Origin of the sequence: Campylobacter concisus, assembly GCF_003048595.2 — a bacterium.
GTDB classification, from domain to species: domain Bacteria; phylum Campylobacterota; class Campylobacteria; order Campylobacterales; family Campylobacteraceae; genus Campylobacter_A; species Campylobacter_A concisus_L.
The window spans coordinates 1,458,383-1,471,909 of the sequence record NZ_CP049270.1 but is presented as its reverse complement, the minus strand read 5'-3'; the positions used below and the strand labels follow the sequence as shown (position 1 = coordinate 1,471,909).

The following is a 13,527-nucleotide window of genomic DNA, read 5'->3' as shown; positions in this document are numbered from 1 at the left end:
TACCTATCCTAAAATTTCTTTTATTTTGGCTTTTATTTTTGGCATTTCGTCGCTAAAATCCATCAACGTTTTTTCTACACCATGCTTTGCTATACCTTCTTTGTCACAAGGTACAAAGTCCCAGTCTTTTTGATAGACGATGTGTTTGCCCATACTTTGGATGCCATTTTGCGCTGTGTAGCCATTTTCCATGAGTGAGTTATCCCAAGGCCCCCACTCAAAAGCATTGCTTGGACCAAAAAAAGCGATCACAGGCACGTCATTTGCCGCAGCGATGTGCATTATAGCTGTATCCACTCCGATAAAAAGGCTTGAGCACTTTGATAGGGCGATCGTTTGTTTCAAATTTAGCTTACCGCCTAAATTTATAGGCTCACTCTTGCAAATTTTTAGTACGCTTACTAGCTTTTCTAGCTCATTTTCTTTATTGTCGCTTGTTAGCACGACCTTTACCCCAAGCTCATTTTCGCAGTAGTCAATGAGCTCTGACATGCTCTCATCATTTGCGCATTTAAACATCCAGCGGCTTGTAAGATGCATATGTACAAAGCGTTTTGGTAAATTTAGATGCTCCACACTCTCGTCCGAAAATACACTCACCTTTTTGCTAATTGGTTCAAATCCCAAAGCCCTTAAAGCGTTTAGATTATGATCGATCGTATGTGAAAAATTTTCATAGTATTTTGCTTTGACGTTTAGAAGTTTATTTATTGATTGATTTTTGCCAAGAAAGCCTACTATTTTTTTGATCTTTGCATATTTTGAGATGATGATGCCGCGGTCTCCCGTGGTTGTTTGCACCGCCATATCGTACTTCTCTTTTTTGATGGCTTTTATAAATTTTATCTCAGTAATTAGTTTTTTAAAAAAGCCAGAATTTGCACTTTGTCTATCGTAAATGTGAATTTTATTTATGTGAGGATTTCCCTCGATCATCGCTTCTGTGCCTTTGTTTAGGGCAAAGTCGATGGTCGCATCTGGGTAGTAGTGGTGCAAATTTTCAATGAGCGGTGTTGTTAAAAGCACGTCGCCGATGTTTCTAAATTTAATTACAAGTATTTTCATTTTATATATTTCCAAAATGTGTACTGAGCGTAAAGTCTGGCTATGACGTAGCCAGTAAAGCCCTCTTTAAAGCCGCCTTTTAGCACATAAAGCTTAAAAAATGTCCACGCTGGGCTTGTAAGCGCCTTTAGTAAATTTCTCTTTGCGCCCATACTTGAGTAGCGATTTTGCTTAGCGATAAACTGCTCGATGCTCTCATATGCGTAATGCAAGAAGTGATTTTTAAGCGATCCAAGCTTTTGCGAGCCGTCATTTAAAATGACCTTTTCATGCACAGCTCTGCCATCAAATTTGGCAAAATTTTTGTTAAAAAGCCTCACTGTGTAGTCTGGATAGAGCCCCATGTTTTTTATCGCTTTGCCAAAGAAAAAATTTAGCCTAGCAACGTTGTAAGCCATAAATTTAGGCTCTTTTAGCGTGTTAATGATCTCATTTTTAAGCTCGTCTGTAATCACCTCATCGCTATCAAGCACAAAGACCCACTCATTTTTGGCTATATCCACGCCTCTTTGCTTTTGTGCGCCAAATCCCAGCCAAGCTTGCTCGTGAAATCTCACGTTGCTAAAGCCATCACAAATTTGCCTTGTGCTATCTTTTGAACCGCTATCAACCACGATGACCTCATCTGCAAAATTTGTACTTTCTAGCACTTTTTGTAGATATTTTTGGCTGTTAAAAGTTAAGATGACGACACTTAGCATTTATACTCATTTTCGTAAAATCTCTTAAATCTTTGGTGAAACCAAAAGTATTCCTCAGGCCTTGCTCTAACCATCTCTTCGCACGCGCTACACTGCATTTGCGTTACTTTTTGCACCACCTCTTCTTTGTCAAATTTATTTATATCAATGGCTGGCGAAAAGCAAATTTCACTTATATTTTCATCTTTTTGATAGATAAATGCATTAATTATTAGGGCGTTTGTTTTTTGAGCTAGCACGCTCGCAGCTGGCGTGTGAAGCACATCTTTGTCAAAAAATTTCACCTTTATGCCATCTTTTGGAGCGGTATTTTGATCGACTAAAATTCCCACTATTCGCCTAGCTTTTAGAGCTTTTAAGATATCTTTTGCGCCGCCATCTTTGTCAATGAGCTCCACGTCAAACTGCGTTCTGTTGGCTCTTAAAATTTTATCCATGACGCTACTATCAAGCTTTCTGCCAAGCACTGAGACTGCACCAAAACGAGCAGACATTGCTAAGCTAAAAAGCTCCCACTGCCCAAAATGAGCGGTAGTCACGATAATCGGACGATCAAGCTTAAGCGCTTCAAGCAGATTATGCTCATTTTTAAAGCTAACTTTTTCAAGCACTTTTTGCTTTGTCGTGTTTTGATTGAGGATGAAATTTATACCAAGGTATTTTGCAAAGTTGTAGTAGCATTTTTTGGCGATCTCAAGCTTCTCTTCCTTGGTTTTTGACTCACCAAATGCAAGATTTAAATTTATCATCACGATATGAAATCTCTTTTTTTTAAGTTTCATAAACGCAAACGCTAAAAATTTGGCAAGCAAATCTCTAAGTGAACTAGGCAGTAAAAATATAAAAAATTTTAAAGTATAAAAGCCAGCCAGATAGAGTCTATCCATTTAGCAGCCTTTTTGCGAAATTTGCAACCGTTTCTGGAAAAATTTCTCTTATGCAAAAGTCGTTTTTATCGATACTTCTGGCATCTATTTGCTTACCCATATCTATAACTAAATTTTTATCCGTGATGTAAGCATTTCTGTGGCTTGGACGGTTGCCAAAAAGTGTGATAGAAGGCCTATTTATCGCCCAAGCAAGGTGCGTTAAGCCGCTATCGTTACCAATTACTAAATCACAGCTTGCGATGTAATCTATCATCTCTTTTATACTTAGTTTTTCAAGCAGCTTTGCTTTGGTGCCTGAAATGATCGCCTCAGCCCTTACTTTCTCGCTCTCACTTCCGTAGCAAAGGTAAATTTCACATCCATCAAGTAGTCTGATCACGTCTTTAAATTTGTTATAAATTTTGCTCTCTTCGCTTGCAAAGGCGGCTATTAAAACGCGTTTTTTACCACTTTCATTTTTATAAATTTCACTTGCTTCAAAGCAAGGTACTTTTTCTAAAATTTCACTTGATTCAAAGCTAAAATTTAGAGCAAAAGCCACAAGTGCCAAATTTCTAATGATTATATTTTCGTTGTAATCAATTTTAAATTTATGCCTATAAAGCCTAGCTGCGATCTTTTCTTTGACACTCTCTCTACTAAATCCATAAGTTTGCTTGCCTATTATTTTTGCGACGATGGCTGATTTAAAAAGTCCTTGCAGATCGATCACTTTGTCAAATTTACCAAGGGTTTTTAGTATCTTGTAGCTTTGTCTAAAACTTTGTTTAAGTGGTAAAACGACTAGCTCGTTGATAAGCGGATGATCTTTTAAAAGGCTTGCAAAACGAGCATCAACTAGCCACGTGATATGGGCATTTGGGTGGTGCTTTTTGATAAACTGAAGTACAATAGCTGCGTGCACGATATCCCCAAGAGCTGAGAGTTTGACGATGACTATTTTTAGTTGATTTTTGTTTTGCATTGATCACTTTAGATATAAATTTTTGGTATGATTTTAAAAAAAAATGCTTAAAAAAGGGCTAAAATGGCGAAAAGTTACATCTGCGTCTTTGACTGTGAAACGATACCTGATGCAAATTTGATAAGAAAAATTTATGGTATTGATGGGAGCGATGAAGATGTGAGCGTACAAGCGATGATGCTGCAAAAAGAGGCCAGTGGTAGTGAGTTTTTGCCTGTGATGTTTCATAGAGTTGTGGCGATCTCTGCTGTAATGGCTGATGAGTACGGCAAATTTTTAAAGGTTAGCACGATGGAGGGCAAGGACGAGCGCGAGATCATCGCTAAATTTTTAAAATTTATAAATGATTATAACCCAAGGCTTGTTAGCTTTAACGGCCGTGGCTTTGACCTACCGATGTTAATGGTACGTGCGATGCGCTACAATCTAAACGCGGCGGCATATTACGAGAGCGAAAACAAAGAGCTAAATAAAAATAAATGGGAAAATTATAGGGCAAGGTATTCGCCTAAATTTCATCTTGATCTGCTTGATTTTATAAGCGATTTTGGAAGCGTAAGAGGACTAAAGCTTGATATACTTTGTGCTAGCTTAAATTTACCTGGCAAATACGACGTGCACGGCGATCAGGTGCTTGAGCTCTACTACGCAGACGAGCTTGATAAGATCAACGAGTACTGCGAAAGTGACGTGCTTAATACCTACTGGCTCTTTTTAAAATTCGAGCTTTTACAGGCAAATATCTTGCAAGATGACTATATAAATCACCTAAACGTGATGAGTGAATTTCTAGCCAAAAACTGCGCTCACAGAGGATATACTGAGGTCTTTTGCGCTGCGATAAGCGACGAGCTAGCTAGACTTAATGGCAAGCTTGATTACGAGATAAAGATCCAAAAAGAAGACGATGAAGAATTTGACGATTTAAGCGATCTTGATGGTGTGAAAGATACGCCAGAGCAGCTAAATGAGCGTTTGGCAAGACAAGGGCTTGATGGGCTTTTAAAAAAAGCGAGCGAAGTTACACCAGCTACCAAAAAAGATAAGAGTTTTGCTGAAGAGAAACTACCTGAAATAAATTTGGACGAAGAGTAAAAATTCTACGCTTTTAGGCCGTAAAATATCTTTTGCTACTCTATGGAATTAATATCCTGATCCGCGGAATATCACGGGTACTCAAATCCAAATTCATACTCTTTTAAAACTCCATTAGAAAAGATGAATTTCTCGTAGTAGAGTGGCATATCAAATTCTTGTAAGAGTTTGCTTTCATTTTGCTCAGTGATGTAGGTGACGATAGAAATGGCGTTTTCTTCTTGTAGATCGTTTGGTTTACCTAGTTTCTTTAAAATTTGGTCTTGTTTGTCACCAAGTTTGATGCCAGAATTTGTAGTGAAATCTTTTATTTTGCTGGAATTTATATAATCTTTAGTCAAATTTTTATCAAAAAATTTGACATTTATCCTTTGGACCTCACCGCTACCACCACAACAAAAATCGAGCGTCATTATCTGTGTTCTTGATAAATTTATGAAGTTTGCCTTTTCGCCGTCTAAGAAATATTTAATTTTTTAGATGATAAATTACTTGTAGGTAAAATTTTACTTACTTTGATTTTGTCTATGCTTGTTGTGCGTGGTAAATTTTCACTGGCTGTTAAATTTAGAAAACCTAAAATTAGAGATAGTATTAAAAAGTGTTTCATTGCAATTTTATTCATCTTTATTAAAGTCGCTCCAGCCGTTGCCAAGATATTTTGGGTTCGGACTAAATTCCCCAGCCCCTATGTCAAGATCGTCGCTATTTGGTATCCTGTAATGACCCCATGCGCATGGCTTTATTTGTACCTTGCCTACCTTGCACTCTCCACAAAATAAATTATTTGCGTACAAATCCTCATCTTCTGATATATCGTCGTATAGCAATTTTTCATCGTTGTCAATGTACCATCTTGTTAGCATACAGCCTTTAGCTTGAAATTTTTCTGTTTCGCCTTTTATAAAATAGGTCGCTAAAGCTATGCCTTGGGCATTGATTTTGCCTTTCATAAAATCATCAACACCGTAGTTAAAATTTGTATATTTTATAGTTGCCAGATACTATATATTTTGACCTTGATATCTTTTTAATGCTATCAAAATTTATATGTAGTCTGTGATAATCAGCTCCGATATAACCCAAAAATTTTATACGCTTGTCAGCTAAAATGTTAGAAAAATCAAAATCGTCAAATTTGTCTTGTTTGGCAAAATGTGCTTTATTATCTAAAAAGCCATTAAAACACTTCTCGGCGGTTTGCTCTGCAAAAAGAGCTGGCGACACAAACACCATTAACCATAAAAAAATTATTTTATTTATAATCTTCATATTTTTCCTCAATCACAACTTTAACGTTATCTATTCCATTGCTCTCGATATATTCTATAAGCTGATAGAATTTATTTATACTGCCAGAAACAGCTGTAACGTATCTCTTTCCATTTATTTCACCAACAACGATATCGCTCCCTGGCAGCAAACATCCTTCAGAATGCTCCCCTTTGCTACCAATATGTATTAATATGGCTCTACTTTTAGGAATATCATTATTATATAATTTTGGAAATCCATTTTCTAAAAATTTCCACGCTTATTTTTGGAGTACTTGTCTTTTGAATATTTTGTAGAAACATGCCATACTAGATTATATTTTTCTGTAGGTATTCTTTTGTCTTGATCAGACTGTTTTGTGCTTTCGCCATATGGTTCTAATATATAGCCTGTTAAATCACTATCGCTAATTTTAAATTCACTTATTGTAGAGCTAGATGAGTGGCTGGATGCTTTATATTCCCACTTTCTAGTAATATAAATTATATTATCATTTATGGCGCAACCCCCAACCCCCTCATCCCCATCTTCCCACATACCTTTATCTACTCTAGTTAAACTCTTTGATTCATTAAAAGAGCTAATAAATTTATTCATATTTTTTTGCTTAGCTTGTCATCTTCATATATATTTACATTCTACGCTTGATCTATATTTTTATTTATCAAGACATCATAATGTCTTAGATTGGCTTTAATATCTTTTCTTTACAAGAAGTAGTCATACTACTCCTCTTTTCTATTCTCAGGCAAAATCAAATGACCATTTTTGTCTATTAAGGAGTATTGGACTAACACTATATAAATTAGATCATGGATACGATAATTGTCATAATCGCCAGTATAGTCATCATATTTTCTTAAAAACTCAGCATATGGCTTTTTATCTGTTTTTTTTATGTCTTTTAGATCTCTAAAAGAGTAAAGTATCGGCACATACTTTAAAGTATCTTCAAAGACCTCTTTAAATTTCTCATAATCTTCGCCGTAAATTCTTTTAAATAGCTCTTTATTATTTTTATAAAGAAGTAAAGCTAGTTTTGCAGTGGAGTTTCTATAGTAAGATCTAGTGCAATGAATAGAATTGCCGACGCTATAATTATATTTAACCCGTACTTGAAAATATTTTGAATACCCATCTATACACTCTTTTTGAGTTTTAGCTATCCTCTCTCTTGCTATCTTTAGAGCTTTTTCTTTTAAATTTGGAGCTTCTTTTACAATTAGATTATAAAGATCAGCAAAATAGTTATCTCTAAAAGCAAGAAATTTGGACTGACAAACAAAGTCTTCTAAAGAGTACTCTTTAAATTTATATTTGCCCTTAGCATCAGAACACTTAAAACTAGGAGATGTATTAGTACTGTAATCGTTTGAAAAATAGTCATCACCGGTAAAAAATTCGTCTTCGATCTGTTCAAAATTATCGATCGCTTTATTGGTAGCTTGGCTAGGCATTAAAGCTTCAAAAGCATATAAATTTAAGTTTATTAGTAAATTTATTAATAAAATAGTTTTAAATTTCATACTTCAGCCCTTTATTTAAATTTCTTAAATATATTTGCTTCTCTTATACGTTTATAAGAGTTTATTCTTTTTGTTCTGCTTTCTTTATTTGCACCGCCATTTACTAAATCTGTTACTCTATTTACTATTTCTTCATTGTCTAATTCCGGCTTGCTTTTATCGGCTCTATCGTAAATGTTCTTTTTTTTAGCCCAGAAAAATGCAGCCGACACAAAAGCAAAGGTTTTATTTTCAGCTACCAGTTCTGGATTATCCACAAAGCTTACTTCATCTCCTACTAATTTAACTTTGTGTGCGAATTTATTAAATTCAGTATATATTTCTCTACCAGTTATTTGTATTATCCCTCTACCTCTATATTTCCAGCCGTCACCTTCTTCGGTATTGCCAAGTCGCAAGTCCTTAGGTCTATTTTCATCAGCATATCCTAGATTGGCTATGGCTTCTTGATTGGCTTTTTGAATTATTTTTCCTTTTTTGTCTTTTATTCTTCCTATATCCTTACTTCTATCATAATTATTTTTAAAATAGCCAATATTAGACCCCATAAGACCTTCCACGCTATAATCTAAGCTCTCTGTCAGTTTTGGGAAGCTACTTTCCACCTCTACCGCACATTGCCCAAAAAAATGCTCTAATCTATTTCTAGTATCAAGCTTATATTTTACATACATTTGAATTCCGTCATCATCATCTCTTCTATTTAGCTCATCCACCATCTCTTGCAAGATATATTCTTGATTTGTTTTTATATTGGTAAATACTTGTTTTAGCATATCTAGTGTAAATGGATAATCTTTAATCTCTATTAAAACATTTACCCCCTCATCCCCATCTTCCCACATACCTTTATCTACTCTAGTTAAACTCTTTGATTCATTAAAAGAGTTAATAAATTTATCCATATTCTCTTTACTTAATAAATTTATACCAAGCTTATCATATGTATCTGCATTAGACTGATTATTACTAGAGCTCTCTTCTTTTGCATAAATTTGATAGCTCTTATTTGTCTTCTCATCACTTTTTAGCTCTTTGCTTAGCTTGTCGTCTTCATAGATATTTATCTCATTTGATGAGATATCTTTATTTATATATAAGTAATTATCATTTTTTATTAAAGCATCGTCTTTATTATCACTAAGCTTTAATTTAGCATCAAATGCCTTCTCTTTTATGGTATGCTCAAACTCATATATAACTAGCTTATCATCTTTAAATTTAATATATAAAGGTACCTTTATATCTATTCTTATATGATTTTTGCCATATCTTGTATAAAACTTAAATTTATTCTTATCACCTTCAAGATATGCAAAAAATACTATAGTATGACTACCTTGCTTTAGCTTATCTAGATCATCTTTTTGTATAACATCTGAAATTTTAAATGTTATCTCTTTACCTTTTTGATCCTTTAAGGCTACTACATCTTTTGGATTTGATTTGGATAGCTCATCATACTCTTTGCTTTTTATGACCTTATATCCCCAAAGTATCTCTTTATATCTCTTACTACCTTTTTCTTGTTTATATATAGCCTTTAAGCTTATTGTCTCATTTGTCTTAAATGGATACTCACTATCAGAGATTACATTTGTTATATGATCTGTTATATCTCTTAACGAGACCTTATTGCTATAGCAAAAGTTAGAGTTACTCTTATCTTGATATCCTAAAGATATTACAGCTGTATCAGTGTGAGCATGAATATCTTTAGTGCTATAAACTTTACTTAGATCACTTGAATAAAGTATAAATTTAGTATCTCCTTTATTCTCTTTATCTATTGAGATATTAAATGTAGCTGTATATGAGTTCTTGATATCTGAGTCTTCATTTTTTACTAAAGATATACTCTCATATATACTTTTATCAAAGCAGTGATGAAGATATATCTTATCTATATCTTCACTTGCCTTACCATCTTCGTTTTCAATGATGAGATTGTTTATTGTAAGAGTAAGACCTGAACTTGATGCTGATGTAGGCACTACATTATTGCCATGAGCTAGACGAAGCTTTATATCAAACATAGCTGAGTCTTTATCATCCCTTAGGGTAAAGTTATTCTCTTTGGCGAAATTTAATAAAGAGAAATTTAGGTGTTTGTTGTTGGACGTTTGGTCTTTAAAGTACTTCATGCTTATAACGCCATCTTCTAGCTTATACTCTATATCATCGCTATTTTGCTTTATGCTAGTAAAGGTAGCACCATTTATCTTATCTTCTTCATTTTTGTTTTCTTGATAGAGTATTACCGTATCTTTGCTCTTTGCATTTTTAAATTTTATCTCTTCATTTTTACTATCTTCATAAGAGTCAAATTTAAAGTCAGTAAGTATTAGCTCACATAAATTTACCTTGCCGTAGTTTGGCCTACTAGAATTTAGCTCCTTTGGATTTAGCTCACTGCAATCAAATGGAGTCTGACTAGCTAGAACAACGGTAAATTCGCTCTTTTTAGGTTGAAAGACTCTAACAGGAGTTGTCATCTTCCTTGGACATAGCAAGAGTATATTTTCTTGTTTGTAAAATTCCTCCTCTCTTTGCCTTAAGAGCTTATTTATTCTTGAAGTGTTTGAAGCATTTGAGCTGATTAAATTTACGCAGTATATGTTTTCAAGGCTAAAGGTCTTTGTGCTTTGAGTGCTTAATAAAGAATTTATCTTTGTAACAAATGGCTGAAATAAAGCCTCACATTTTGATGCATCTGATGCATTTAAATTTGATCCATTTTCTTGAAGCTTCATAAATTCTAAATGAGTGACGTTTTGGATGATCTCTTTATTGTTTTGATTTTTTGATTTATATTTTGCTTTGGATATATTTAAATGGCTAAAAACATCTATACACTCGGCAAAATTAACATTTTGTTCATCACTTTCATAAAGGCCAAACTGATTTGAAATTTTTTCTCGCAAAATAGATGTTTTATTGCTTGCTTCATCACCAAAGCTTTCATATGCTAGCCAAAACCAGGCCTTAAAACGATTTTTGCTTTTGATGTAGCTTGCTAGTGATGGATCAATATTACTTTTCTTGCTGATATAAAGAAGTGCTAAAAGCGCGACATGCTCTCTTGAAATTTGGTTATTTTGTGTATCTGAAGTAAGTGAAACGGCTTGTAAATTTTTAAGTGGAGAGTTGTTTAATTTTTGATTTATCTCTTGGATTAGCGGCGTAAGCTTTTGCTCCAAGATGGCATTTAGCTGATCTTCTGAACTAAATTCAAACTCAGGTAAAGTATCGGCACCTCCAGACTTTGCATAAGCCTCTTTTGCGGCATCATTTATCTTTTTAAAAAGTTCATCTGTATCTATCTTTTCTATGGTAGTCTTACTCGTGGTGTTAGCAATAGTTTGCTTGACATCTTTTATGACTTTGTATTTGTTGTTTTTATAAATTTGAGCACAAATAAGTTCTATATCATCTTTTAGGCTAAAGCCATATCCAATAAGTAGTTTGTTGTTAGATATAAATGGTCTGCTTATGTCATTGTCATATGAAAATTTTATAATATCTATTAAATTTCTTTTAAAATTTACATCATTTCTGGGCGTTAGAGGCATTAAACTTCCTTGGAAATTTTTGCTAAATATTAGCACAAACTTAAAAAGTATTCAACAATAAAACTTTATAGTAAAAATTTATGTGTTTTTATTGTTTGATAAGGCTACTTAAAATGGCTTGTAAATTTAAAGTGCCTTTATAAACTCTTTAAATTTATCGCCTCGCTCGGCATAACTCCTAAACTGATCAAGGCTCGCAGCTGCCGGGCTTAGAAGTGCTATCTCGCTAGTCTTTAGCTCTTTATTTATCTCATTGACAGCATTTTGCAAAAAGCCGCATTTCAAAGCTGGTATGCCAAATTTAGTCGCTAATTTCATGAGTTTGTCACTATTTGAGCCAATGGCGTAAATTTTTACTCTTAAACTCTTTAAGCCTTCAAAAAGTGGCGTCATGTCAACACCCTTATCATCGCCACCAAGTATTAGATGTATGAAATGATCTTTGTAGCGTTTAACGGCCTGTATACTCGCGTCGATATTGGTCGCTTTTGTGTCATTGACCCAGATTCTGCCATTTTTGTCGCTAAATTCTTCAAGCTTGTTTGCCTCGATGACAAAGGTATTTAAAAGCTCCACGTCGCAGCGGTCAAATAAAATTTTCTCTACTGCCAGTGCTAGCAGCGCATCAAGCAAAAATGGCGTTTTAAAATTTATATCATCTACGCTTACACCGCAAAATTTAGCCAGATCGCTCTCATCTTTGTAAGCGATTACTTTTGCATTTGTTGGCGTATTGGCGTAAATTTCAGGCACTATCGCCACGCTACTTTCGCTCATGTTAGCAAGTGGCTTTAACTTAGCCTTTTCGTACTCGCTCATGTTGCCATGCCAGCTTAGATGATCTGGAGTGATCGGCAAAAGCACATAGATGCCCGGTGTGGCGTGATTTGTGTAGTGAAGAGTAAATGAGCTAGTCTCAAGTATCCAAATTTTAGCGTGCGGATCTAAATTTGCTAACGCGATACCAACGTTACCGCCCATGACTGAGCCCTTGCTCTCTAGTAGGTGCTGCGTCATCTTTGTGGTCGTAGTCTTGCCGTTTGTGCCACTTATCCAGATATTAAATGGCAGATTTTCTTTATAAATTTCATAAAAATAGTCATATTCGCTAACTAAATTCTTAGCTTTTTTAATAAGCTCGTGATGAGGCGGAATACCTGGGCTTGGTATCTCTAGGCCGCTTTTTGCTGGGTCAAATTCGCTAACTGGCAAAAGAGTGTTGCCAAACTCATCTTTTGAAATTTCACTAAATTTATCATCATAGATATCCCAAAGACCGTCTTTTGTGAAATTCTTTGCGATCGCCTTTATCGTGCCACCGTAGCCAAATAGCGATTTTCTCATGGCTTTCCTTATCTGATCTTTAGCGCAGTTAGTGCGATTAGGTTTGCTAAAAGTGCGATGATCCAAAAGCGAACGATGATCTTATTTTCCGCCCAGCCTTTTATCTCAAAATGGTGATGTATAGGCGCCATGAGAAAAATTCTGCGTTTGAAAATTTTAAAGCTTCCCACTTGTAAGATGACGCTTAGGGTCTCAACCACAAAGATGAGGCCAATGATTATGAGTAAGATTTCATTTTTGGTCGCAACGCCCATAAAACCGATATATGCTCCCACGCTTAAGCTACCGCTATCGCCCATAAAGACTTCGGCTGGATGGCAGTTAAACCATAAAAAGCCCATGAGTGAGCCAATTAGGGCTGAAGAGACAACAACGCTTTCGCCAACGCCTATGATCTTTGGCAAGAGTAAATATGAGCTAAAGACAGCGTGTCCGCAGATATAAGCAAAAACGCCAAGTGTCAGAAGCGAAAATATAGATGGCACAGTAGCTAGCCCGTCAAGCCCGTCTGTTAAATTTACGGCATTTGATGCTGCGACTATGACCAGTGTCCAAAAGAAAACGGCAAAAATTTTTAAATCTAAAATAGGTTGCTTAAAAAAAGGTAGATAAAACTCGGTGCTAAGCTCGTGACTCGCATATAAAAAAACAGAAATTACAAAGGCTATTAAAAACTGAAAAAAAAGCTTTGCTTTTGGGCTTAGGCCGGCGTGGTTTTTTGCTCCTAAAATTTTACTGTAATCGTCCTTGTAGCCAAGCAGCGTAAAGCAAACTAGGCAAAATAGCGATGTTAAGACAAATGCGTTATCAAGCCTTGCACAAATTATCGTGGCGATCACGGCTGTAGAAACAAAGACAAGTCCGCCCATGGTCGGCGTTTTGGCCTTTTTTTGGTGAGTTTGTGGGGCAAGCTCGTAGATAGGCTGGGCGGCGTTTTTTGCCTTTGCCCAAGTGATAAATTTGGGCATCAAATAAGCTGTGAGTGCAAAAGCGATGAAAAAAGCGATACCAGCACGGACGGTGATGTATTGAAAGATATTAAAATTTAAAATTTCATAGATATAGTAAAACATGAGAGCCTTTATTTTTAAAAAA

At 35.2% G+C, this 13,527-nt stretch carries 13 protein-coding genes and 1 pseudogene; 1 reads left to right on the top strand and 13 read right to left on the bottom strand.

Features of this window, described 5'->3' with window-relative positions; genetic code table 11:
* Nucleotides 1-3 precede the first annotated feature (3 nt).
* From rfaQ to waaC, 4 genes are read right to left on the bottom strand one after another with little or no spacing between them, the layout of a single operon-like run.
* Entirely contained in the window at nt 4-1,065 is a 1,062-nt protein-coding gene (gene rfaQ, locus CVT15_RS07405) for a putative lipopolysaccharide heptosyltransferase III (protein ID WP_103576330.1), read from the bottom strand.
* Nucleotides 1,062-1,766: a glycosyltransferase family 2 protein gene (locus CVT15_RS07400; protein WP_103576329.1), complete on the bottom strand. Its 705-nt coding sequence runs from the start codon at nt 1,764-1,766 to the stop codon at nt 1,062-1,064. The genes rfaQ and CVT15_RS07400 overlap by 4 nt, the downstream gene beginning before the upstream one ends.
* Nucleotides 1,760-2,653: a lipid A biosynthesis lauroyl acyltransferase gene (locus CVT15_RS07395; protein WP_103576328.1), complete on the bottom strand. Its 894-nt coding sequence runs from the start codon at nt 2,651-2,653 to the stop codon at nt 1,760-1,762. Before CVT15_RS07395 ends, CVT15_RS07400 begins: the two co-directional genes overlap by 7 nt.
* A complete protein-coding gene (gene waaC / locus CVT15_RS07390; RefSeq protein WP_103576327.1) occupies nt 2,646-3,620 on the bottom strand; it encodes a lipopolysaccharide heptosyltransferase I in 975 nt (324 codons plus the stop codon). Before waaC ends, CVT15_RS07395 begins: the two co-directional genes overlap by 8 nt.
* A 63-nt stretch (nt 3,621-3,683) precedes the next feature.
* Between waaC and CVT15_RS07385 the strand changes: the two genes are divergently transcribed.
* Nucleotides 3,684-4,715, top strand: a complete 1,032-nt coding sequence (locus tag CVT15_RS07385; RefSeq protein ID WP_103576326.1) for a 3'-5' exonuclease — start codon at nt 3,684-3,686, stop codon at nt 4,713-4,715.
* Nucleotides 4,716-4,786: 71 nt separating this feature from the next.
* Here the strand turns inward: CVT15_RS07385 and CVT15_RS07380 are convergent, their stop codons facing one another.
* From CVT15_RS07380 to mraY, 9 genes and pseudogenes are all read right to left on the bottom strand, one after another.
* Nucleotides 4,787-5,128: a hypothetical protein gene (locus CVT15_RS07380; protein WP_103576325.1), complete on the bottom strand. Its 342-nt coding sequence runs from the start codon at nt 5,126-5,128 to the stop codon at nt 4,787-4,789.
* 204 nt (nt 5,129-5,332) lie between these two features.
* Nucleotides 5,333-5,668 carry a hypothetical protein gene (locus tag CVT15_RS07375; protein WP_103576324.1) on the bottom strand — a complete coding sequence of 112 codons (336 nt, stop codon included), beginning with the start codon at nt 5,666-5,668 and terminating at the stop codon, nt 5,333-5,335.
* A gap of 19 nt (nt 5,669-5,687) precedes the next feature.
* A complete protein-coding gene (locus CVT15_RS07370) occupies nt 5,688-5,951 on the bottom strand; it encodes a hypothetical protein (protein ID WP_141089731.1) in 264 nt (87 codons plus the stop codon).
* 19 nt (nt 5,952-5,970) lie between these two features.
* Nucleotides 5,971-6,204 (bottom strand): annotated as a pseudogene (locus tag CVT15_RS07365) (DUF5675 family protein); the annotation flags it as partial.
* Between the two features lie 29 nt (nt 6,205-6,233).
* Complete coding sequence (locus CVT15_RS07360) at nt 6,234-6,587, bottom strand: DUF5675 family protein (RefSeq protein ID WP_107898041.1); 354 nt, start codon at nt 6,585-6,587, stop codon at nt 6,234-6,236.
* 128 nt (nt 6,588-6,715) lie between these two features.
* The gene (locus tag CVT15_RS07355; protein WP_084041576.1) at nt 6,716-7,516 is read right to left on the bottom strand and encodes a hypothetical protein; all 801 of its coding nucleotides are present in this window, start codon (nt 7,514-7,516) and stop codon (nt 6,716-6,718) included.
* 11 nt (nt 7,517-7,527) lie between these two features.
* Nucleotides 7,528-11,088, bottom strand: a complete 3,561-nt coding sequence (locus CVT15_RS07350) for a glycoside hydrolase family 19 protein (RefSeq protein ID WP_107898042.1) — start codon at nt 11,086-11,088, stop codon at nt 7,528-7,530.
* A gap of 126 nt (nt 11,089-11,214) precedes the next feature.
* A complete protein-coding gene (gene murD / locus CVT15_RS07345) occupies nt 11,215-12,432 on the bottom strand; it encodes a UDP-N-acetylmuramoyl-L-alanine--D-glutamate ligase (protein ID WP_103576641.1) in 1,218 nt (405 codons plus the stop codon).
* Nucleotides 12,433-12,440: 8 nt separating this feature from the next.
* On the bottom strand, nt 12,441-13,505 hold the full coding sequence (gene mraY / locus CVT15_RS07340) for a phospho-N-acetylmuramoyl-pentapeptide-transferase (protein WP_103576642.1): 1,065 nt from the start codon (nt 13,503-13,505) through the stop codon (nt 12,441-12,443).
* Nucleotides 13,506-13,527: the final 22 nt, after the last annotated feature.

Excerpts from the sequence above, each read along its gene's own strand:
- CVT15_RS07355 (WP_084041576.1), bottom strand. The coding sequence starts at position 7,516 with ATGAAATTTAAAACTATTTTATTAATAAATTTACTAATAAACTTAAAT.
- murD (WP_103576641.1), bottom strand. The coding sequence starts at position 12,432 with ATGAGAAAATCGCTATTTGGCTACGGTGGCACGATAAAGGCGATCGCA.
- CVT15_RS07380 (WP_103576325.1), bottom strand. The coding sequence starts at position 5,128 with ATGACGCTCGATTTTTGTTGTGGTGGTAGCGGTGAGGTCCAAAGGATA.
- waaC (WP_103576327.1), bottom strand. The coding sequence starts at position 3,620 with ATGCAAAACAAAAATCAACTAAAAATAGTCATCGTCAAACTCTCAGCT.
- CVT15_RS07370 (WP_141089731.1), bottom strand. The coding sequence starts at position 5,951 with ATGGTGTTTGTGTCGCCAGCTCTTTTTGCAGAGCAAACCGCCGAGAAG.
- CVT15_RS07360 (WP_107898041.1), bottom strand. The coding sequence starts at position 6,587 with ATGAATAAATTTATTAGCTCTTTTAATGAATCAAAGAGTTTAACTAGA.
- rfaQ (WP_103576330.1), bottom strand. The coding sequence starts at position 1,065 with ATGAAAATACTTGTAATTAAATTTAGAAACATCGGCGACGTGCTTTTA.
- CVT15_RS07375 (WP_103576324.1), bottom strand. The coding sequence starts at position 5,668 with ATGAAAGGCAAAATCAATGCCCAAGGCATAGCTTTAGCGACCTATTTT.
- CVT15_RS07385 (WP_103576326.1), top strand. The coding sequence starts at position 3,684 with ATGGCGAAAAGTTACATCTGCGTCTTTGACTGTGAAACGATACCTGAT.
- mraY (WP_103576642.1), bottom strand. The coding sequence starts at position 13,505 with ATGTTTTACTATATCTATGAAATTTTAAATTTTAATATCTTTCAATAC.
- CVT15_RS07395 (WP_103576328.1), bottom strand. The coding sequence starts at position 2,653 with ATGGATAGACTCTATCTGGCTGGCTTTTATACTTTAAAATTTTTTATA.
- CVT15_RS07400 (WP_103576329.1), bottom strand. The coding sequence starts at position 1,766 with ATGCTAAGTGTCGTCATCTTAACTTTTAACAGCCAAAAATATCTACAA.
- CVT15_RS07350 (WP_107898042.1), bottom strand. The coding sequence starts at position 11,088 with ATGCCTCTAACGCCCAGAAATGATGTAAATTTTAAAAGAAATTTAATA.